Below are 21,212 nucleotides of genomic sequence, written 5' to 3' on the forward strand. Positions count from 1 at the left end.
CCCCTGAGACTTACGCGTTGCAAGAAAACGCGATCGTACATGTGTCCCATGGAGCACAAAGGGCCGCCCCCGTCACCTGCGTGACGGGGGCGGCCCTTGGCGTTACTGACCCTACTGACCCTGCTGACCTCAGTCGTTGCCGTTGCCCGGCGACGGCGTCGTCTTCTGGATCTGCAGCAGGAACTCGGCGTTCGACTTCGTCTGCTTCATCTTGTCGAGGAGCAGCTCGATCGCCTGCTGCTGGTCGAGCGCGTGCAGCACACGGCGCAGCTTCCAGGTGATGGCGAGCTCGTCGCTGCCGAGCAGGAGCTCTTCCTTGCGCGTACCGGACGCGTCGACGTCCACCGCCGGGAAGACGCGCTTGTCGGCGAGCTTGCGGTCGAGCTTGAGCTCCGCGTTGCCGGTGCCCTTGAACTCCTCGAAGATCACCTCGTCCATGCGCGAGCCGGTGTCGACGAGCGCGGTCGCGAGGATGGTCAGCGAGCCGCCGTCCTCGATGTTGCGCGCGGCACCGAAGAAGCGCTTCGGCGGGTAGAGGGCCGTCGAGTCGACACCACCGGACAGGATGCGGCCGGAGGCCGGGGCGGCGAGGTTGTACGCACGGCCCAGACGCGTGATCGAGTCGAGCAGGACGACGACGTCGTGACCCAGCTCCACCAGACGCTTGGCGCGCTCGATGGCGAGCTCGGCGACCGTGGTGTGGTCCTCGGCCGGACGGTCGAAGGTCGAGGAGATGACCTCGCCCTTGACCGACCGCTGCATGTCGGTGACCTCTTCCGGACGCTCGTCGACCAGGACGACCATCAGGTGGCACTCGGGGTTGTTGTGCGTGATCGCGTTGGCGATCGCCTGCATGATCATGGTCTTGCCGGTCTTCGGCGGGGCCACGATCAGACCGCGCTGGCCCTTACCGATCGGCGCGACGAGGTCGATGATGCGGGTGGTCAGCACGCCCGGGTCGGTCTCCAGACGGAGCCGGTCCTGCGGGTACAGCGGCGTCAGCTTGTTGAACTCCGGGCGGCCACGGCCCTGTTCGGGCGCCATGCCGTTGACGGAGTCCAGGCGCACGAGCGCGTTGAACTTCTCGCGGCGCTCGCCCTCCTTGGGCTGGCGGACCGCACCGGTGACGTGGTCACCCTTGCGCAGACCGCTCTTGCGGACCTGGGCGAGGGAGACGTACACGTCGTTGGGGCCCGGCAGGTAGCCCGACGTACGGATGAACGCGTAGTTGTCGAGGATGTCGAGGATGCCCGCGACGGGGATCAGGACGTCGTCGTCGGCGACCTGCGGCTCGTTGGTGGCGAACTCGTCGCGGCCGCGACGGCCCCGACGGTCGCGGTAGCGCCCGCGACGGCCGCGGCGGCCGCCCTCGAAGTCGTCGTCGTCCTGCGGCCCGTTGTCGCGCTGCTGACGGTCCTGGCGGTCCTGACGGCCGCTGGCCTGCTGCTGACGGTCCTGCTGCTGGCGGTCCTGACGCTCCTGGCGCTGCTGGCCGGCGCCGCCCTGGCCCTGCTGCTCGTCGACCTTGCCACCGCGGCGGTCGCGGTCACGGCCGCCACGCTCACGGTCGCCGCGCTCACCGCGTTCGCCACGGTCCCGGCGGTCCCGGCGGCCCTGCCGGCCATCGGCGTCGACGGCGTCGGTCCTGGCCTCGGCGGGGGCCTCGACGGCGGCGGCCTTCGGCTCGCTCTTCGCCTCGGTCACCGTGCTGGTCTGCGAATCCGGGCTGCCCGCCTCGGCGACGGCACGGCGACGGCGGCGCTCACTCGCGGGGGCGTCGTCGCTGGCCGGCTGGCCGGGGATCTCGATCTGCTGCTGGGCCACGGCCTGCTCGGCGGCGGGCTTCTCGGCGGCCTTCTTCTCGGCGGCCGCAGCGGCGTCGTCGCCGCCCGTACGGGCCTTGGAGGTGGCCCGGCGCTTCGGCTTGGTCTCGGTGGCGGTGTCGGCGTTCTCCGCCGAGGCACCCCCTCCCCCAGAGCCTGAGACGGCCTGGGCGGTACCCCCGGCCTGCGCCTCCTTGATGACCTCGATCAGCTGGCTCTTGCGCATCCGCGCGGTGCCCCTGATTCCGAGGCCGGACGCGACCTGCTGAAGCTCGGCCAGCACCATGCCCTCAAGGCCGGTACCGCGGCGCCGCCGGGAGCCGGCACCGGAGGCAGGCGCGGCAGAGGCGTCCGTGGCGGGCGCGGCAGCGGTCTCCTCGACACGTGCGCCCATCAGATCGGTGGTGTCGCTCACGAAGGGTCCTTCCCTGGAGCGGACGTCGGCCTGTCTGGCTCGGCGACCGGTTGTGCTGTCCGGATTTGGTCCTTGCTGTGTGGACCGTGCCGGGGCGGTGGTCCGCCAAAGCGGCGGAAGACATATCTGGTGATGACGATTCCGGAGCCGTGGCACTGAATTGCGGTGTCATCGGCACGGTCACGCCGGTTTCCGGAGCGTGCTCAGCACTGCTCAGCGCATAGCACCCAATGCATGGCACAAAGCAGTTTGGGAGGCTCCCGGAAGAATGGTTGTCCCGGACGGGGACACGAAGCACCTCGCCATGGTGGGGTCGGGTGCAGACTTGAGGTTAACACTACCGGATCCAACAAACATTCCCCCTCTCCAAATCCGGCAACCGAGCGCTATTGATGGACACCCGCCGGGGCGAGTGGCAGGACGCACGCTCCCGTGGCATCGAGGTCCAGCCGATTGGCGGCCCAGCCCTGACCTGCGAGATGGGCGACCTTGTCGGCGGATTCCTCGTCCGCCAGCGCGAGGACCGTGGGCCCCGCGCCGGAGATCACCGCGGGAATGCCGTCGGCCCGCAGCCGCTCCACCAGTGCCGCGCTCTCCGGCATGGCCGGGGCTCGGTACTCCTGGTGCAGCCGGTCCTCGGTGGCCGGCAGCAGCAGCTCGGGGCGCCGGCTGAGGGCCTCGACGAGCAGTGCGGCCCGGCCCGCGTTGGCGGCGGCGTCGACATGCGGAACGGTGCGCGGCAGCAGACCGCGCGCGGTTTCGGTGAGAACCGGCTTTCCGGGGACGAAAACCACCGGAACGATGGAACCGGCGGGCTCCATCCTGATCGCCCGCGCGGCTCCGGCCTCCATCCAGGAAAGCGTGAAACCGCCGAGCAGACAGGCCGCGACATTGTCGGGATGGCCCTCGATCTCGGTGGCGAGTTCCAGGAGCGCGGTGTCGTCGAGCTTGCTGTCGCCGCCTATGGTCACGGCGCGCGCGGCGACGATTCCGGCGCAGATGGCGGCCGAGGAGGAGCCGAGGCCCCGCCCGTGCGGGATGCGGTTGGCGCAGACGATCTCGAGGCCGCGCGGCTGTCCGCCCAGCAGATCGAAGGCGGTGCGCAGGGAGCGTACGAGGAGGTGGCCCTCGTCGCGGGGCAGCGTCTCGCTGCCCTCACCTGCGATGTCGATGTGCAGCCCGGAGTCGGCCACCCGGACGACCACGTCGTCGTACAGCCCCAGTGACAGGCCGAAGGCGTCGAAGCCCGGCCCGAGGTTGGCGCTGGTGGCGGGGACGCGCACCCGGACGGCGGCGGCGCGGAACGCTGGACCGGCCATCGCTCGATGACTCTCCTTGAGCTGCGTGATGTACGAGATTTTCGATGTACCGCGAGAAGTGCTGCGGCATGTTCTGCGGGATTGCGGGATGTCGTGCGAGATGTTCTGCGGGATCTTCTACGGCATCTTCTGCGGGATGGGGGCTACGAGACGGACTTCGACGAACTGCGACGGACTGCGAGGGACTGCGATGGACTGCGATGGACCGGGATACGTACGGAAGACCCGGAGGCCGCAAGGACGGCGATGACGGCAATGACGGCGCGGCACCGCGGCATATGCGGGGGGCGGGTTCAGTACAGCCTATCGAAGGAAGGTTCTGTGGCGACATAGGGCGCACAGGAGGCGCACGATGCGTGTCGTAAGCCCCCCGTGCACCCCCTGTCGGGTTGCCCGAGGGGTGGCCCGTCCGGCGGACGGTTTTCGCCATCTTCTGGCGGTTCCCGCCCGCCCCCTGACCGCCTCCGACAGGCCCTGACGACGCCCGACGGCCCTCCGAGGACTCTCTGGCGGGTTTGCGCCAGACGGATTCACGCCAACGGGATCGGCTCGGCTCCGGGGCCGCTCCGACCCGTTGCGCCGTTTCGATTCGTCGCGCCGTTCCGAGCCGGTGCGTCGTTCCGTCGTCCCGTCGTCCCGTCGTCCCGTCGTCCCGTCGTTCCGCATTGCGCGGGTCCAGGCCGTTGCACGTCACGCGAGCCCCAGAGAGCCGTCCCGCGCTACGCGAGGCCGAGCCGCTCGGCCGCCGTGACGGCGTCCACCGGAACCGTGACCGGCTGCGGGGCGCCCGCGACGGCCCAGTCCGGGTCCTTGAGCCCGTTTCCGGTGACCGTGCAGACGATTCGCTGGCCGGGGTCGACCTTGCCCTGCTCGGCGGCCTTCAGCAGACCGGCGACGGACGCGGCGGACGCCGGCTCGACGAAGACACCCTCCTGAGCGGCCAACAGCCGGTAGGCGCGCAGGATCTCACGGTCCGTCACCTCGTCGATGAACCCGCCCGACTCGTCCCGCGCGGCCAGCGCGAACTTCCACGAGGCCGGGTTGCCGATACGGATCGCGGTGGCGATGGTCGACGGATCCTTGACGATCTCGCCGCGCACGATGGGCGCGGAACCGGAGGCCTGGAAACCCCACATGCGCGGGGTGCGCTTGGCGATGCCGTCGGCGGCGTACTCCGTGTAGCCCTTCCAGTAGGCCGTGATGTTGCCCGCGTTGCCGACCGGCAGGACGTGGATGTCGGGTGCGTCGCCGAGCATGTCCACGATCTCGAACGCGGCGGTCTTCTGGCCCTCGATGCGCACCGGGTTGACCGAATTGACCAGCGCCACCGGGTAGTTGTCGGACAGCGCGCGCGCCAGGGTCAGACAGTCGTCGAAGTTTCCGTCGACCTGGAGGATCTTCGCGCCGTGGATGAGGGCCTGGCCCATCTTGCCGAGCGCGATCTTGCCCTGCGGGACGAGGACGGCCGACACCATTCCCGCCCGTACGGCGTACGCGGCGGCCGAGGCGGACGTGTTGCCGGTCGACGCGCAGATGACGGCCTTGGCACCCTCTTCCTTGGCCCGCGTGATGGCCATGGTCATACCGCGGTCCTTGAAGGACCCGGTCGGGTTGGCGCCCTCGACCTTCAGATGGACCTCGCAGCCCGTGCGCTCGGAGAGCACCTGCGCGGGCACGAGCGGCGTACCACCCTCACGGAGCGTGATGACCGGTGTGCTGTCGGACACCGGCAGCCGGTCCCGGTACTCCTCGATGATTCCGCGCCATTGGTGGGTCATTGCTGGCTACTCTCCTTCAACCCGCATGATGCTGGCGACACCCCGCACGGTGTCGAGGCTGCGCAGCGCCTCGACGGTCCCGTTCAGGGACGCGTCGGACGCTCGATGGGTGACGACGACGAGAGAGGCCTCGCCGTCCTTCCCCTGCTGACGCACGGTATCGATGGAAACCCCGTGCTCGGCGAAGACGGTGGCCACCTGGGCGAGAACACCCGGTTTGTCGGCCACGTCGAGGCTGATGTGGTAACGCGTGACGACCTCGCCCATGGGCGAGACGGGCAGCTGGGTGTACGCGGAGTCGCCCGGGCCGGTCGCACCGTTGAGCTTGTTGCGACAGACGGCCACGAGGTCGCCCAGGACCGCGGAGGCGGTGGGGGCGCCGCCGGCGCCCGGACCGTAGAACATGAGCTGCCCGGCGGCATCCGACTCGACGAACACCGCGTTGTACGCGCCGCGCACGGAAGCAAGGGGGTGACTCAGCGGAATCATGGCCGGGTGTACGCGCGCCGTCACGGACCCCCCGTCTGCGGCCCGCTCGCAGATGGCGAGCAGTTTGATGGTGCAGCCCATCTCCTTCGCCGAGGCGAAGTCGGCGGAGGTGACCTCGGTCATCCCCTCGCGGTACACGTCGTCGAGCCGCACACGCGTGTGGAAGGAGATCCCGGCGAGGATGGCGGCCTTGGCGGCGGCGTCGAAGCCCTCGACGTCGGCGGTGGGGTCGGCCTCGGCATAGCCGAGCGCGGTGGCCTCGTCGAGGGCTTCCTGATATCCGGCGCCCGTCGAATCCATCTTGTCGAGGATGAAGTTCGTCGTCCCGTTGACGATGCCCATCACCCGATTGATCTTGTCGCCGGCGAGGGACTCGCGCAGCGGCCGGATCAGCGGGATGGCACCGGCGACGGCGGCCTCGTAGTAGAGGTCGCGCCCGTGCTCCTGGGCGGTGGCGTGCAGGGCGGCGCCGTCCTGGGCGAGCAGCGCCTTGTTGGCGGAGACCACGGAGGCGCCGTACTCGAAGGCGGTGGTGATGAGGGAGCGGGCGGGCTCGATACCGCCGATGACCTCGACGACGACGTCGATGTCGCCCCGCTTGACCAGGGCGGTGGCGTCGGTGGTGACGAGTTCGGGGTCGATGCCGTCACGCACCTTGGAGGGCCGGCGGACGGCCACGCCCGCCAGCTCGACGGGGGCTCCGATCCTGGCCGCGAGGTCGTCGGCGTGCGTCGTCATGATGCGCGCCACCTCTGAGCCGACAACCCCACAGCCCAGCAGCGCCACCTTCAGCGGACGCTTACGCATCATCCGACCTCGTTTCCTCATACCGTCTACGGTTGGACCAGTCTCACTCACCGGACGGGAGTTTCTACCCTTCGTCCGGATCGTGAGATGTCTATTTCATTTTCACCGACCCGGGAGACCGAAGATCTTCCGGGCCATGCGAGCCATGCGAGCAGTGCGAGCCATGCGGGCCGTGCGAGCCATGCGGGCCGTGCGAGCCGTGCGGGCCGTGCGGGCTTTCCGCACCGTCCCGGCCTTCCGGGACCTGAAGACCGGAGATCTTCCCTCGGCCGTGGTGAGCCGTTCGGGGGCCGCCATGGATCGGCGGATCAGCGGATCATCCGACGTCCAGGCGGAGCAGGTCCTCCTCCGTCTCCCGGCGGACGATCACCCGGGCCGCACCGTCGTTGACGGCGACCACCGGCGGACGCAGGGCGTGGTTGTAGTTGCTGGCCATGGACCGGCAGTACGCGCCGGTGGCGGGGACGGCGATGAGATCGCCCGGGGCCAGGTCGGAGGGGAGAAAGGCGTCCTTGACCACGATGTCGCCGCTCTCACAGTGCTTGCCGACGACGCGCACGAGCATCGGCTCCGCGTCGCTCGTCCGCGACACGAGGGCGACGCTGTACTCGGCGTCGTACAGCGCGGTCCGGATGTTGTCGGACATGCCGCCGTCGACGGAGACGTAGGTGCGCAGCCCGTCGAGCGGCTTGATGGTGCCGACCTCGTAGAGCGTGAAGGCGGTGGGGCCCACGATGGCGCGCCCCGGCTCGACCGAGATCCGGGGCGTGCGCAGCTTCGCGGCCTCGCACTCCCTCGTCACGATCTCGCTCAGCGCCTTGGCGATCTCGTGCGGCTCGCGGGGATCGTCGTCACTCGTGTACGCGATACCGAGACCACCACCGAGGTCGATCTCGGGCAGTTCGACACCGTGCTCGTCGCGGACGGCGGCGAGCAGGCCCACGACACGCCGGGCGGCGACTTCGAACCCGGCCATGTCGAAGATCTGCGACCCGATGTGCGAGTGGATCCCCACGAGTTCCAGCCCGTCGAGGGCAAGGGCCCGTCGTACGGCTTCGGCGGCCTGCCCGTCGGCGAGCGCGATCCCGAACTTCTGGTCCTCGTGCGCGGTCGCGATGAACTCGTGCGTGTGCGCTTCCACGCCGACGGTCACCCGGATCTGCACACGCTGCCGCCTGCCGAGGGACTGGGCGATGTGGGCGACGCGGACGATCTCCTGGAAGGAGTCGAGGACGATCCGCCCGACGCCGACCTCGACGGCCGTACGGATCTCCTCGACGGACTTGTTGTTGCCGTGGAAGGCGATGCGGTCGGCGGGCATCCCGGCGGAGAGGGCGGTGGCGAGTTCCCCACCGGAACAGACGTCGAGGTTGAGCCCTTCCTCGTGCAGCCACCGCACGACGGCGCGGGAGAGGAAGGCCTTCCCGGCGTAGAAGACGTCGGCGTCGTGCCCGAAGGCGCTGCGCCAGGCGCGGGCGCGCTCACGGAAGTCGGTCTCGTCCAGGAAGTAGGCGGGGGTCCCGAACTGCTCGGCGAGCGTGGTGACTTCGATGCCGCCGACGCTCACGACCCCGTCGTCCGTACGGCGGACGGTGTGGGCCCAGACCTTGGGGTCGAGGGCGTTGAGGTCGGCGGGCGGCGCGGAGTAGTGGCCCTCGGGGAGGACATCGGCGTGCCGGGGCCCGGCGGGGTGTGCGGAACGGCTCATTCTTCTCTCACAGATAGTCGGGTGCGCTGATGCCGAGCAGGGACAGGCCGCCGGCCAGCACCGTCCCGGCGGCTTCGGCGAGCGCGAGCCGGGCACGGTGGGCGGCCGAGGGTTTCTCGTCGCCGAGCGGCAGCACGGTGTGCTGGAGGGCGAGGAGGGCATCGGCGGTGATGACGAGATGCCGGGCAAGCCGGTCGGGCGCACGGTGCACGGCCGCCTGCGCGAGCACGGCCGGATACCCGGCGAGGGCACCGACGAGGTCGTCGCTGTGGGGTACGTCACCGGGGTCGCCGGTGCAGCCGAGCGCGGCGGCGTTGCGGGTGAGGGCCTGGACGCGGGCGTGGGCGTACCGGACACGGAAGAGGGGATTGCTCTCCCGCTGAACGAGGTGGTCGCCGCTGATCCGGGGCCGGTCGTGCGGGGCGGGGTGCAGCAGGGCCCAGCGGGCGGCGTCGGGGCCGAGGGGGGTGGGATCAGCGGGCGCGGGCACGGGCCGGAGGTTGACGGGGCGGACGTACGACGGCTGAGGATGAGCCGCCGGGCTGTGCGGCGCATCGACGTACTGAACGTCGACGTACTGAACACCGACGTACTGAACGTCGACGTACTGAACACCGACGTACTGGTCGTCGACGTACTGGTCGTCGACGTACTGGTCGTCGGCGCATTCGACATCGTTGCACTGGACGTCGGTCCGCTGCGGCTCAGTGTGCTGGACCTCGGCACGGCCGCCCTGGGCGGCGATGATCCGCACGAGGGCGTCGGCGACGACTTCGGCCCGGATGTCGTACGGGATCCGGAGCGACACGACCTGCCCGGCGAGGGCGTCCCCGTGGCCGTAGGAGCCACGCGGGATCCGCATCTGGATCTCACGTACGAGTGAGGCGACCGCACTGCCCCCGAGACGGATGTTGAGGAACCCGGGCCCGGTGATCGCGACATCGGCGACGCCGTCGGTGCGGGTGAGATGGGGCCGCAGGATCTCGGCGACCTGAAGAGGCGACCGCCCGGCGTCCCGCGCCAGCTGCAGCGCGATGTTGGTGGCATAGTCCCCACACCCACCCGGCCCCGGCGGCGTCACCACCGCTCGTACCGGCACGGCCACGCTCAGCTCCCCCTCGTCCACAGCACGACGCACCGCGCGCAGCACGGTACGGGAGAGCTCGACGGGGGTCACGGGACAAGCGTAGGGGAGGAGGGGGGTGGGTACGCGAGTCGGTTTGGCGGGGGTCCGGGATGTGGACGGGGTTCGGGGAGCGGGGACGGGGGCACTGCCGCGAGGCCGAGGGGCGCGTCGAGGAGGGGGCGTGCTCAGCGACGGTGGAGCGGGCGGCTGGGGTGCGCGGGCCACCGACTGGCCACTGAACTGGTCGACAGACGCGGGCTGCCTGACGGCACCCCCGACGACTCACTGACCCAATGGTCCAATGACTCCAACGGACAACCCACTGGCCCACTGATCCACCGGCCGACTGATCCACCGGCTCAATGATCCATCGCTTCAGATGACCAGAGGTCCCAACACCTCAATGCCCGGCGCGCTGGGTCTCCTCGGCGCCGAACTCCTCAGGACCGAACGCCTCCGCCGCCCCAAAGGCAGTTCCAACACCCCCAACACCCCCAACACTCCCGACACCCGCGACAGCATCGACACCTTCGAACGGCACCCCGTTGTCACCACCACCCCGGCGGCCGCCTCCGCCCCCACTCCACCGACGCTCCATCAACTCCCGTACAAGCCGCACGAGTTCGGCCGGCTCGAAGGGCTTGGCGAGGAAGGCGTCAACGCCCACATCAAGCCCACTCTCGACCTCGTACTGAGTGCAGGCACTGACAATGGCGATGGGAAGGCTCCGGGTCCGCGGATCGGCACGCAGTCGCGCGGCGGTGCGCAACCCGTCGAGCCGAGGCATGACCACGTCCAGGGTCACCACATCGGGCCGCACGTGATGCACGACGTCCAGGCATTCGGCACCATCGGCCGCGGTCACGACCTCGATGCCCTCCAGCTCGAGGTTGACCCTGATCAGCTGCCGGATGACCTTGTTGTCGTCCACAACAAGCACCCGACCGGACACGCCTGGCACAACTCGAGAGTAGGTCCGCGCCGGCCACGGCGTCCGGGTTTTCCCCACTTCCACCCCCGTGCGGGGGGCACGACCACCGAATCCCGGCCCCCACCCTCCACCTCCCGGCTCCTCCCTCTCCCCTCTCCGCCCTATCCACCCTCTCCGTCGCCTTCTCCCCTCCCCTCCCCGTCGTCCTCTCCACCTCGCGAACGGACCCACCTCCCCCCTCTCAGGACACCGCCCTCCCCCACATAAACCCGTGGCAGTCACCCCTGAAAGAGCTGGTAGGGTTCTACCCGTCGCCGCGAACACCGCGCCCGACACGCCCCCGTAGCTCAGGGGATAGAGCAACGGCCTCCGGAGCCGTGTGCGCAGGTTCGAATCCTGCCGGGGGCACTCCGGATCAAGGCGCTGAACAGCGGAAACGCGGTTCAGCGCCTTTCTTGTGCATGCCAAAACGCACACGGCCTACTCGGCGATGACCACTCGGCCCGACAGGGCTATGACCTGCAACTTTATGGTGCCGGACCGATGGAATCCCAAATATCCGATCCCGCGAAGTCGCCTCGCACGGGACATGTGCGGGACGGAAACGGCACAAGGCGGAGCCAGCACCGTAGGACACCTGCCGTGACCTGTATGTTTGCCAATAGTGACGGTCTACGAACACACGGAGAATCAGGCCGTTTCATTTTCGCGGGCCAGTGCTCGCCACGAGAGCAGCCCTTCGTCGCAGCGGATGCAAGAGTCGGTACCACGACGCCACAAGTTGCGGCCTGCTGGGCATATGAGCAGGTACGCCGCCGCCAGGATCTACGCGCTTCCGGAGTCACTCGACGAGCTGGTCGGGCCGACCTCCCGCGCCATGACGCTGCCCCGGCACATCGACTGGGGCCCGGCCTACGAGTACGACCTCGCTGACGAGGCCGACCTGCTGCTCATGTACGAGCGCGTCATCCGGGAAGCCCAGTCCCCGACCGACCTGCACTCACACCTGAATGCCGAGCTCCTGCGCCGACACTGGGCGGACCTGTTCCTGCCCGTCCCCGTCCGCGCGGCCTGGCAAGCCCGCTTCCCCGAGCTCGCAACTGCGGCAGCCGCGGCATAGTGGACGAGCTGCACCGCCGACTGATCCGCATCGGGCTCGACGCACTCGCCGACGACTTCGGCTACGCCCTGGCAGACGGCTACGCCGTCCAGGCCCACCAGATCGTCAACCGAGTCAGCGACGACGTCGACCTCTTTGCTCCGATCAACCGGGCGACCACGGAGATGCCCGCGGCCACCGAGCGCGTCATCGCCGCCTACGAGGCTGCGGGCTTCACCGTGGAACTGGCCCACCAGAACTCCGAGCACACCTACACGCGGCTGAACGTCACCGACCCCAGCAGCGGCATCCAGAACAAGGTGGAACTCGTCGCCGAGTTCCTCAACCACCCGCCCGTGTCTTCCGAGCTCGGCCCGGTCCTGCACCCCGACGACGTCGCCGCCGGGAAGACCAGCGCCCTGGACGGCCGGGCCGAGGTCCGCGACGCCATCGACGTCGACGGGCTCCTCAGAGCCGGGTACACCCGCGAACGCCTGATGGAACTGGCCAGGCAGAACGACGACGGCTTCGACCCACACATGTTCGCCGACTCACTCGCCCGCATCCAGCGCTACACCGACAAGCAGTTCGCCGCCTACTGTCTCGACGCTGCCGAAGCCGCGTCCCTGCGGGCGCGGTTCGCCGACTGGCAACGCCAACTGACCACACCTGGGGAGGAGCAACCCCCCGAGCAGCGAGCCGACACGTCGGCAACCTCTTCCCCCGCCTCGCAGCAGCCCTAACGGCGGAATCCGGCCACCGGTACCAAACCACCGCCCCCCTGCCCCGGGCCATCACGGCCAGGGGGCCGACGCAGGAGCTGAGTTCCCGTCCGGGCCATGATGCTCGATCCCGCCCCGCCTCCCGAATGGGGAGAACTCCCAGCGGGCTGGAAGGGCCCTGCCCTCCATCGTATGTGTCGAGCAGTGGAGCCTCTCGGTCAAGGCCGCTGTGCAGCCTGGGGACGGGCCCGCCTCCGTTCAGTCCCACGTGAGTTGGCCGTTCGGTGTGTGAGCGCGTAGTGCCGGAACGGCGGCCTCGGCGTGATGGATGCGATGAGTGAGGGCGGTGTTGCGGCGCTGGGTGCGGTTGTTGGCGATCGCGCGTTCGACGGCTTCGCTCTGGCCGATGAGCATGGCTCCGTTGCGGGCGCGGGTGACGGCGGTGTAGAGCAGGTTGCGCTGGAGCAGCATCATCCCGGCCGCGCTGATCATGGGGACGATGACGTAGGGGTATTCGCTGCCCTGGGCGCGGTGGACGGTCAGCGCGTAGGCGTGGACCAGTTCATCGAGGTCGGTGAAGGGGTACGTGGCCGCCTCGCCGTCGTGGAAGGTGACAATGAGCTGGTGGGCTTCGACATCTACAGCCGTGATGGTGCCGCCGCTGCCGTTGAAGATTCCGGCTTCGCCGCGGTGGGGGTTGTTGCGGACCTGCTGCACGCGATCGCCGAGCCTGAAGGCAGCCCCACCGTGATAGTGCTGGGGCTTGTCGTCGGCAGGAGGGTTGAGGCGCTCCTGGAGGCGCAGGTTGAGGTCGGTCATCCCGGCGACGTTCTTCTTGCCAGGGCACAGGACCTGGATGTCCTCCGGACGGGCCCCGAGGTGCTTCGGCATGAGCTCACAGACCAGGTCCACCACTCGCCGGGCGGTTTCCTCGGCGGAGGGTACGGGACGATTCCAGAAGACCTTGGGGTCCTCCCCCGGCAGTTCACCGCGCAGGATGCGGTGGGCGTTGACGACGATCGCGGCGCTGTCGTCGTGCTGGCGAAAGACTTTGGTGAGCCGGGTACGCGGGATGTCCTCGACATCGAGGAGGTCGCGCAGCACGCGGCCGGCCCCGATGCTGGGAAGCTGGTCGATGTCGCCGACAAGCAGAAGGTGGCAGCCGTTCCGAACGGCGGCGAAGAGCCGGCGGGCCAGGGCCAGGTCGAGCATCGATGCCTCGTCGATGACCACCAGGTCGGCGGTCTCCAGAACGCCGGCGTGATCGAAGAGGGAGTCGCCGTCGGGCGGTCTGATCAACCGGTGCACGGTCATCGATGCCTGCCCGCAGGTCTCCTCCAGGCGTTTGGCGGCCTTCCCGGTCGGAGCGGCCAGCGCGACAACCGCACCGGCGGCGTCGGCGATCTCAACCAGGGTGCGCAGAGTATGGGTCTTGCCGCAGCCCGGTCCGCCTGTCAGGACCGAGAGCGGACGGATCAGGGCGGTCAGGATCGCCTGGTGCTGCTCGTCGGTCAGCCCGGCCGTCTCCGGGCCCCTCAGCGCAGTCAGACGCCCGGCCCACGGAGCGAGTTCTGCCAGCGAGGAGGTGGAGCCGAGCAGGCGCCATACGTGGAAGGCCAGTTGTGCCTCATCCCGGTGCCGGTGCGCCAGCATGGCGATCTCGGTATCGGCCACGGTGTCAGTGCCATCCAGCACAGGTAGCGGCAACGTCTCCGTGATCACCTCGCCCTGCCCGCGCAGCGTCTCCAGCGCGTGGCGCAGGACCACGTCGTCGAGGATCTCCTCGGTCGCCGGATCGTCATCGGTCAGCAGCTGACGGGTACGGGCGATCAGAACGCGCACTGGCTGGTGGCAGTGGCCGCTCGCTCCGGCTTGGTCGAGTTCATGCAAGAGCGCGGCCTGGAGGCGTGCGTCGCTGTGCTTGGGGATGCCGACGGCGAGGGCGATCTTGTCGGCGTTGACAAAGCCGACGCCTCGCACATCCCGGCACAACCGGTAGGGGGTACGGCGGACGACGTGCATCGGATCGTCGTCGGTATCGGCGTACACCGTGTAGATCTTCACTGCGAGCGCCGGAGTGATCTGAAGGCCCTGCAGGAACACCATGATCTCGGCGATGGCCTTCTGCTCCTGCCAGGCCGCCGTGATCCGGCCCAGCCGGACCTGCCCGATCCCGTGCACCTCAAGGAGCCGCTGCGGTTCGGCGTCGATGACCTTCAGGGTCTGCTCGCCGAAGGCGTCCACGATCGCCGAGGCGAGAATCGGCCCGATCCCGCGGATCATGCCCGAGGCGAGATAGAGGCGGATCGCCCGCTCGTCCGCAGGCATCGTGCGCTCGCACCGCTCGGCTCTGAACTGCCGCCCGTGGCGCGGATGGTGGACCCAGGCTCCGTGCAGCCGCAGGCTCTCCCCGGGCCGCACCCCAAAGAGCGCCTTGCCGAGGGCCGTGATGCTTTCCTCACCGCCCGTTGTGGCGGTCAGCCGCAGTACCGTGCGCTCGTCGAAGCTGACGTGCAGCAGGTGGTCGACCACGCCGTCGATGACTTCCGAGGCGTCCAGGGGCACTTGGTCGGGCACGCGCACCATCTCCAGGGGTACGTACGGCTGCGGATCATGTGGCGCCGCCGGGATACGGCAAGGTCAGCATGCGTCCCCGGACAGCCGTCTGTCGCGCGCTTGAAGGATCCCCTCCCCCACGAGTGACATCACCCACGACCGGGGCCGCCGTACAGACGACGGCGACTGGCACGTGGGCCGGACAAGGCGAGCGCATGTTCTACGAGGGCTGCCGCACGCACCGGGACGCATTGCTTCTCGGTAGGGTTTCCCTGTGACCGGACTCGCTGTCCCCGATGCCCCACCAACCGCTTACGAAGCCTTCCTTGGCGCCCAACGGGGAGAGCCGTCCGCCGCCGCGTGCGAAAGCTGGGCGGATGAGCACGCCGATGATCCGGAGGAGCCACGGGCGCTGGTGGACGCCGGATGGCTCACAGTCCGACACGGCGATGCCGAGGCGGCGCTGTCTCTGTTCCGGCGCGCCGCCGCATGCGACGGCGAGTACCGTCTCGACGCCCACGTCGGCATCGTCGACCAGCTGTACGCGCTGGGCCGCGCGGCGGAGGCCGAGCACGCCCAAGAAATCCTACGGGCTCGCCTCGATACCGAACGCGCCGGGACGGCGCGACTTCGGGTCATCGACGACATGGTCGAGGCGCTGACTGAGGCCGGGCGGTACGAGAAGGCACTTGAGTGGTGCCAGGCGGGCCTAGACCACGTCAGCGCGGACGGCGACAGCCCGCAGGTGGTCGAGTACCGGCACGGGCTGCTCATCGACCGCGGCTTCCTGCGTGGCGAGTTGGGAATCGAGCTTGACGAGGACGATCTCGCCGCAGAAGCAGAGGCGAACGCCGCCTTTGCGCAGTTCCGGGAGGGACTGCTGGAGACGCTGTCACAGGGGCCGTCGGTGGACGTGCCCGAGGACGGGGAGGCGTTCGACGGGATCGTGCTGCGCTGGGTCCGCGAGGACTTCACCGCCGTCCGCGCCCGCTGGCCGGAGTCGACCGCCCACTACGGCGACGACTACGACACCTACGCGGAGCGGCTGCAGCGCGAAGCGCACGCGTACAGCGAGGCAGGTGCCGCCCATGTCCGTATGGTCAGCGCCACCCTCGCCGAGTTCGAGGCGTACACACGCCGGCAAGCCCGTGACGCGGACGCGGCGGAGACCCGGCGTTCCTTCGGCGAGTGGTACGCCCTGACGGGACATCCCGAGCGTGTCCTGTTGTGGCCGCCGGCGCGCAACGGTCCGTGCTGGTGCGACTCGGGCCGCAAGTACAAGAAGTGCTGCGGTGCACCCACGAAGAACTGACGCCATGGTGGGAAGGCACTTGCGGAGAGTGGGGCTGCTGGTGGGCGCGATACCGGAGCGGGACCTCGACACGATGGTCGAGGAGGCCACGGTCGACGCATACAGCGAAGATGAGGAACTGGCCGGGTTCCACGCGGTCCTCACCGACCGGCTCGCGCTGCCCTTCAACACCCGGGTGCTGGGCGTGGACGTAGTGGTGGAGGACCTCGATCTGCGTCCCGGAACTGGAGTGGTGGCGCTGTGCCGCCACGGCGCACACTGGCAGGCGATCGGCTTGCTGGACCTGCCCCTGCCCGACCCTCCACCCCAGGGTTTCGAGTGGATCGAGGCATTCCGCCGCTGGGCACCACGGAGCCTGTCAACGCGATCAAGGCAGGTAGATCGTTCTATCCCTGTGCCGGGATCGTTTGATCGTCGTGTCGGAGGTCGGCGGGCTTGTTGATCCAGGCGGCCTCGGGGAGTTTCGGTGGTTCGGGTGCCCCGCGGACGAATCGTTCGGGGTGCTGGCGGTAGACGCTCGTGAGGACGTCGGCGCGCATCTCGCGGAGCTGGTCGGCGAGGCCGAAGTGCACGTCGAAGGGGGTATGCATGGCTATTCCGGAGTGCCGGTGGGCGAGGTTGTACCAGTCGAAGAAACCGGTGCACCAGGCGCGGGCGTCCTCGATGCAGCCGAACCGCCCGGGAAAGTCGTGCCGGTATTTGAGGGTCTTGTACTGACTCTCCGAGTACGGATTGTCGTTGGACGTCTTGGGCCGAGAGTGCGACTTGGTGACACCCAGGTTGTTCAGCATCTGCGCGACGTTGTGGGCGATCATCGGCGAACCGCGATCCGAGTGGATCGTCAACTTGCCTTGCCGGACGGGGTACTTGGCGATCGTCGAGGACAGGAACTGCTCGGCCAGCTCCTTGTTCTCCGAGGCGGCGACCATCCAGCCGACCGTGTAGCGGCTGTAGATGTCGATGATCGTGTAGAGGCAGAAATAGCTGCCCTTGACCGGGCCCTTCAGCTTCGTGATGTCCCACGACCACACCCGGTTGGGTGCGGTGGCGATCAGCTCGGGCTTCTTGCGCGGCGGATGCGTGGCCTGCCGGCGCCGTTCGCGGACCTCGCCGTGCTTGCGCAGGATCCGGTACATCGTCGCCTCCGAGCACAGGTAGATGCCGCGGTCCAGCAGCACCGCGCAGATCTCGGCAGGCGCCATGTCGACGAACTCGGCCGAGCGCAGCACGGCCAGGACCTTCGCCTCCTCCGTCTCTGTCAGAGCCCGCGGATGCCGCTTGCGCTCCCGCTTCTGCCGCACCGGAGCCGGGGACCTGCGGTGGTGCCGATACCAGGTCGCCCGGCTCAGGCCGAGCGCGGCGCACGCCTGCACCCGTCCCACCAGCAACGACAGCGATTCCAGGGCCTTGGCGCGGGCGGCCTCGAAGACCCCTCCCGCTGCCGTCACGGCTTCTCGCCCGTCGTCCCGTCGCTGCCCGTGGCGAGTTGATCCAGCAGCGCGGAGAGTTTTCCCTGCACCTCAATGACGGTGCGGGCCTTGCCCAACTCGCTGCGGAGCCTGGCATTTTCGGCTTCGAGCCGGGCGATCTCCTTCTCTCTGGGATCCGCCTTCGGCCGGCCCGCAGGGGCGGCGAGCGCCGCCTTCGCGCCGTTGTCCCGCTGCTGGCGCCAGTTCGTGATCAGCGACGAGTACAGACCCTCCCGCCGCAGCAGGGCACCCTTGCCCTGCTTGTCGAGCGTCTCGTACTCGGCCAGGATCCTCGCCTTGTACTCCGCCGAGTACCGCCGCTGCCCGGTCGACCGGGGTGTCACCTGCGGATCCGGGGCCCCGTGGTCGTTGGTGCTGGCCACTACGGGCACTCCTCCTTCTCCGCCCTCGACTCAATGAATCATCCAGTATGCCTGGCTTGAGTCACTTTGACAGAGAGGGGGGGTACTGGCCTGCAGGTGGCTGAACGAGCCTATTGATCCTTTTGCGCGAGGACCCCTTCACTCGCTATTGCGTCGTCGGGGGTGTGAGGGTTGGCGGGTGCGAGTCAGTGGCGAGGGGACCAGAGCATCTCAGCACCCGCCGTCCTCGACAGCGAGCTGCTTCCCGTTTGGGAACGCGATCAGTTCCAGAGCGTGCGGTGGTGCGGACGCCACGGACCCTGACCCGGCCCCACGGGCCATGCCGGCCATGCAGCGCTCGGGCGACCAGCGGACTGGTTCCCCGTACCCGGAGCCACGGACGGTGCCGACGGTGCAGCACTCGGGCCGCCAGAGGACTGGTTCCCCGTACCCGGGGCCTGCGCGCCTCCGCCGGCCCACAGCTCGTCGACACGCGCACGCTCGGTGGCGTTGGGGTAGCGGTTGGTGCAGGACGGGCCGGGGCCACCACCCGACATCAGCTCACTGCACGGCCCGCTGTAGTTGTCCGGCAGGCCCAAGACGTGCCCGGTCTCGTGGGTGACGACGCGGATCGAGTCGTTCTGCTGGATCTGGGTGTAGTCGAGCAAGATCTGGCCGCTTCCGTGGCCATCGGTGGAGGCGTGGGACCCGCGCGGGTCGTTGCCCTCGGAGTAGGAGAAGTCGGCGCTGCTCGAACCGCTCGAAGCTTCCTCGAGCTTGACGTTGGACTCGGAGCTGTTCCAGATCTCGGCCGCGCTCGATATCTGCGAACGGAAGCTCGGCGCCTTGGAGGCGTCGTAGTGGAGGGTCACCGCCTGCCCGCTGGGCTGGGCGGCGCTCTTCTCGGCGACCGACTTGAGCACAGCCTCGAAGAACGCCTTGTTGTTCGCGGCCTCCGCGGCCGACCCGTCGTACCCCGCCACGGAGGTATCGCCGGAATCAGAGGGGGTGACGGCCGACTGGGCGCTCGCCGGCACCGCCACGGCCAGCGCGCTGGAGGCCAGACCCAGGCCGAGAGCGAGGGCGAGGAATCTCGGAGACATTCGGGACCACTTCATGTGGGGGGGCTCCTACTCACTCGGTGACGCCGAGCGCCACAGCGCGCGGTCGACTCGGCGTGAACACCGGTTCCGAACTGCAGCGACGTCCTGTGGGTCGACATTCTTAGAACCGCTCGACAAGGCACGCAATGGGTCCCACCACTACGTCGCTTCGTAGGTCCCAGGACCTCGCCAGGGTGGTGCGCGGGCCCCCGGTCCACACACGGCAACAGGAGGAAAAGCTGTCGCGGCGTCAGAAGCCTTACAGCGCACGGCAGTGAGCGTGCGGCTCGCCCGGGCAGAATTCCGACACGCACCGCAGAATCCACATCCAGGTCAAGACGGACAAATGCTCAGATGTACGCCATGACGCATCTACTAAGTGCACCGGTTGATTCGCGGAGTGCTGTGACTGACGTCACGAAATAATCGGCTTCCGCTTCTTTTGCGCCCCACTGGCCCCGAGTCGCCCCCCCCCTAGAGAGGCACCCTCGGCGCAGGGCAGAGCCCCTCACCACTGAGTCGCCACCGCTCAGTCCTGATCAGGATGGAAGCCGGGCCCGCCGTGCAGCCCGGCGAGCGGCACAGGAAGAGGTTGGTCGACCCCTCGCCCGCCTCCAGCAGCGTGTCCGCCGCACCCAGCGGCTTCGGAACGATGAGGGCCAGGCTGTCGTCAGCCACACGAACCAGGCGCATGTCCGGGCGTAGGCAGTAGCCGGGCTGACGCCCGAAAGCAGCTAACCGCCGGGGGGCCTTCCCCCGTGAAGGTGGGCACGCGGTTATTGATCACGCGGCGAGCGTGAGTTTAGCGGTGTGGTGTCGGTGTTCGTATTCGTTGGGGCTGAGGTGGCCGTTGGCGGAGTGCCGGCGGCGGGTGTTGTAGCGGGTCAGCCAGGCGAAGACGGTCCTGCGGCAGGTATCGGAGTCGCCGTAGTCGTGGGCACCCTGGAGGGTCTCGCGTTTCAGGGAGGCGTGGAAGCTTTCGCAGGCCGCGTTGTCGGCGCTGGTGCCGACCGCGCCGCCGGACTCACCGTGGACCTCGCGGATCTCCTCGGCCAGGATCCGGTCCTCCCGCTGCCGGGTGGCCCGGGCCTCGGCGCCGGCGAGCCACTTGTAGTAGCTGGACCGGTTGACGTCCAGGACTTGGCAGAGCCGCTTCACCTCGTAGGTGTTCCGATGGTCGTCAACGAACTGGAAGCGGCTCCTCACCAGTTCGTCTCTCCGGCGAAATACTTGGCCGCCTTGCGGAGGATGTCCCGCTCGGTTGCGAGCTTGCGCTCACTTGCCTCGAGCTCGGCCACCCGGGCCTCCAACTGCCGCACCCGCTCGTCCGGATCGGCGGACGGCACCGCCTCCCGAGGCCGGGCGCCCGGCTTCGCAATCGCGGCGGTGATGCCACGGCGTTCGCGGTCCCGCAGCACCCACTCACGCAGGGTCGCCCGGTTGACGCCCAGGTCAGCAGCGATGCTCTTGTAGATCGCCCCGGGTGTGGACTCGTACAGGGCCACGGCATCGGCCTTGAACTCGTCCGAGTAGTCCTTCATCGCCATCGGCGGTCTTCTCGCTTCCTCCGGATCAAGCAGATCCAGTATCAGCGTGTCCACCACTCAGGGGGAGGCCCCCCGGCGGTCACTTGGACAGCTCGGCCTGGACCAATCGGGCGAGCGCGGGGAGGGCGATGACCACCGCGGACTCCTCCTGCGGATCAAGCCGGTCCATCAGCTTGCGCAGAGCCTGTGCACGCTCGGCGCGCCGCGCTCTGACGACTTCGGCTCCGGCGTCGGTCGCTTCGACCAGCACGCCTCGCCGATCGTCGGTGCTCGCGATGCGGCGTACCAGTCCGTCGCGTTCCATACGCGTGACCAGCTGTGTCATTGCGGGCTGGGAGACGCCCTCCGCGCGTGCCAGCTCGGTCAGCCGCTGGGGTCCCTCGCGGCCGAGGCGGCCCAACACGGACGAGGCCGCCGCGCTCAGACCCCCGGCCGTGCTGACCTGGCGCACGTACCGCACCAGCTGCTCCAAGGCGACGACGAGCTCTTCACCGGAGCTACCGGAATCCATAACCCTGTTATGCATAACCGTATTATGGAATCGAGGTGAGCCGATCGTCAATGTGACCTGGATCTCAGCCCCGACGGGTCAGCGGCTTGCGCAGGCGACCCACAGGGGGAGGCGATGGTGAGCGTCGAGAAGCTG

Annotated in this window: 15 protein-coding genes, 1 tRNA gene and 1 pseudogene; 5 read left to right on the top strand and 12 right to left on the bottom strand. The window is 68.8% G+C overall.

All coding sequences use genetic code 11. From position 1 onward, the window contains the following. Nucleotides 1-129: 129 nt before the first annotated feature. The 7 genes from rho to RV986_RS17095 form a co-directional block, all read right to left on the bottom strand. The gene (gene rho, locus RV986_RS17065) at nucleotides 130-2,238 is read right to left on the bottom strand and encodes a transcription termination factor Rho (RefSeq protein ID WP_475918225.1); all 2,109 of its coding nucleotides are present in this window, start codon (nucleotides 2,236-2,238) and stop codon (nucleotides 130-132) included. A 386-nt stretch (nucleotides 2,239-2,624) separates the two neighbouring features. After that, on the bottom strand, nucleotides 2,625-3,557 hold the full coding sequence (gene thrB / locus RV986_RS17070) for a homoserine kinase (RefSeq protein WP_475918226.1): 933 nt from the start codon (nucleotides 3,555-3,557) through the stop codon (nucleotides 2,625-2,627). 719 nt (nucleotides 3,558-4,276) lie between these two features. Further along, nucleotides 4,277-5,335, bottom strand: a complete 1,059-nt coding sequence (gene thrC / locus RV986_RS17075) for a threonine synthase (RefSeq protein ID WP_475918227.1) — start codon at nucleotides 5,333-5,335, stop codon at nucleotides 4,277-4,279. 6 nt (nucleotides 5,336-5,341) lie between these two features. Next, entirely contained in the window at nucleotides 5,342-6,634 is a 1,293-nt protein-coding gene (locus RV986_RS17080; RefSeq protein WP_475918228.1) for a homoserine dehydrogenase, read from the bottom strand. A gap of 313 nt (nucleotides 6,635-6,947) precedes the next feature. Then, entirely contained in the window at nucleotides 6,948-8,339 is a 1,392-nt protein-coding gene (gene lysA / locus RV986_RS17085) for a diaminopimelate decarboxylase (protein WP_475918229.1), read from the bottom strand. Between the two features lie 7 nt (nucleotides 8,340-8,346). Continuing rightward, nucleotides 8,347-9,516 carry an ArgS-related anticodon-binding protein NrtL gene (gene nrtL / locus RV986_RS17090; protein ID WP_475918230.1) on the bottom strand — a complete coding sequence of 390 codons (1,170 nt, stop codon included), beginning with the start codon at nucleotides 9,514-9,516 and terminating at the stop codon, nucleotides 8,347-8,349. A gap of 349 nt (nucleotides 9,517-9,865) precedes the next feature. Continuing rightward, entirely contained in the window at nucleotides 9,866-10,474 is a 609-nt protein-coding gene (locus RV986_RS17095) for a response regulator (protein ID WP_475918231.1), read from the bottom strand. A 258-nt stretch (nucleotides 10,475-10,732) separates the two neighbouring features. Here RV986_RS17095 and RV986_RS17100 point away from each other — a divergent pair. The 3 genes from RV986_RS17100 (at nucleotide 10,733) to RV986_RS17110 (ending at nucleotide 12,238) form a co-directional block, all read left to right on the top strand. Next, nucleotides 10,733-10,804 (top strand) — tRNA-Arg (locus tag RV986_RS17100). Nucleotides 10,805-11,195: 391 nt separating this feature from the next. Then, the gene (locus tag RV986_RS17105; RefSeq protein ID WP_475918232.1) at nucleotides 11,196-11,516 is read left to right on the top strand and encodes a hypothetical protein; all 321 of its coding nucleotides are present in this window, start codon (nucleotides 11,196-11,198) and stop codon (nucleotides 11,514-11,516) included. Further along, on the top strand, nucleotides 11,516-12,238 hold the full coding sequence (locus tag RV986_RS17110) for a nucleotidyl transferase AbiEii/AbiGii toxin family protein (RefSeq protein ID WP_475918233.1): 723 nt from the start codon (nucleotides 11,516-11,518) through the stop codon (nucleotides 12,236-12,238). Before RV986_RS17105 ends, RV986_RS17110 begins: the two co-directional genes overlap by 1 nt. 237 nt (nucleotides 12,239-12,475) lie before the next feature. Here RV986_RS17110 and recD2 read toward each other — a convergent pair whose 3' ends face one another. Beyond that, nucleotides 12,476-14,794 carry an SF1B family DNA helicase RecD2 gene (gene recD2, locus RV986_RS17115; RefSeq protein ID WP_475918234.1) on the bottom strand — a complete coding sequence of 773 codons (2,319 nt, stop codon included), beginning with the start codon at nucleotides 14,792-14,794 and terminating at the stop codon, nucleotides 12,476-12,478. 394 nt (nucleotides 14,795-15,188) lie between these two features. On the opposite strand from recD2, the gene RV986_RS17120 reads away from it, so the two are divergent. Next, nucleotides 15,189-16,085 carry a YecA family protein gene (locus RV986_RS17120; protein ID WP_475918235.1) on the top strand — a complete coding sequence of 299 codons (897 nt, stop codon included), beginning with the start codon at nucleotides 15,189-15,191 and terminating at the stop codon, nucleotides 16,083-16,085. 28 nt (nucleotides 16,086-16,113) lie between these two features. Next, nucleotides 16,114-16,527 carry a hypothetical protein gene (locus RV986_RS17125; RefSeq protein ID WP_475918236.1) on the top strand — a complete coding sequence of 138 codons (414 nt, stop codon included), beginning with the start codon at nucleotides 16,114-16,116 and terminating at the stop codon, nucleotides 16,525-16,527. On the opposite strand, the gene RV986_RS17130 is transcribed toward RV986_RS17125, so the two are convergent. The 4 genes and pseudogenes from RV986_RS17130 to RV986_RS17145 form a co-directional block, all read right to left on the bottom strand. Then, nucleotides 16,472-17,946 (bottom strand): IS3 family transposase gene (locus RV986_RS17130; RefSeq protein WP_475918237.1). Its coding sequence is split into 2 segments (ribosomal slippage): nucleotides 16,472-17,598 and nucleotides 17,598-17,946, totalling 1,476 coding nucleotides; the frame shifts between segments, so codons are not numbered across the junction. The two genes, RV986_RS17125 and RV986_RS17130, sit on opposite strands and share 56 nt — an antisense overlap. A 251-nt stretch (nucleotides 17,947-18,197) precedes the next feature. Then, a complete protein-coding gene (snpA, locus tag RV986_RS17135; protein WP_475918238.1) occupies nucleotides 18,198-19,034 on the bottom strand; it encodes a snapalysin in 837 nt (278 codons plus the stop codon). Nucleotides 19,035-19,802: 768 nt separating this feature from the next. Beyond that, nucleotides 19,803-20,566: pseudogene (locus tag RV986_RS17140) on the bottom strand (transposase). 79 nt (nucleotides 20,567-20,645) lie between these two features. Continuing rightward, complete coding sequence (locus RV986_RS17145; RefSeq protein ID WP_475918239.1) at nucleotides 20,646-21,077, bottom strand: MarR family winged helix-turn-helix transcriptional regulator; 432 nt, start codon at nucleotides 21,075-21,077, stop codon at nucleotides 20,646-20,648. Nucleotides 21,078-21,212: the final 135 nt, after the last annotated feature.

It is taken from the genome of Streptomyces sp. RLA012, from assembly GCF_056270325.1.

What these genes read in the sequence shown, in the direction of transcription:
- snpA (WP_475918238.1), bottom strand. Translation starts at nt 19,034, where the DNA reads ATGAAGTGGTCCCGAATGTCTCCGAGATTCCTCGCCCTCGCTCTCGGC.
- RV986_RS17080 (WP_475918228.1), bottom strand. Translation starts at nt 6,634, where the DNA reads ATGATGCGTAAGCGTCCGCTGAAGGTGGCGCTGCTGGGCTGTGGGGTT.
- lysA (WP_475918229.1), bottom strand. Translation starts at nt 8,339, where the DNA reads ATGAGCCGTTCCGCACACCCCGCCGGGCCCCGGCACGCCGATGTCCTC.
- thrB (WP_475918226.1), bottom strand. Translation starts at nt 3,557, where the DNA reads ATGGCCGGTCCAGCGTTCCGCGCCGCCGCCGTCCGGGTGCGCGTCCCC.
- thrC (WP_475918227.1), bottom strand. Translation starts at nt 5,335, where the DNA reads ATGACCCACCAATGGCGCGGAATCATCGAGGAGTACCGGGACCGGCTG.
- RV986_RS17145 (WP_475918239.1), bottom strand. Translation starts at nt 21,077, where the DNA reads ATGGATTCCGGTAGCTCCGGTGAAGAGCTCGTCGTCGCCTTGGAGCAG.
- RV986_RS17105 (WP_475918232.1), top strand. Translation starts at nt 11,196, where the DNA reads ATGAGCAGGTACGCCGCCGCCAGGATCTACGCGCTTCCGGAGTCACTC.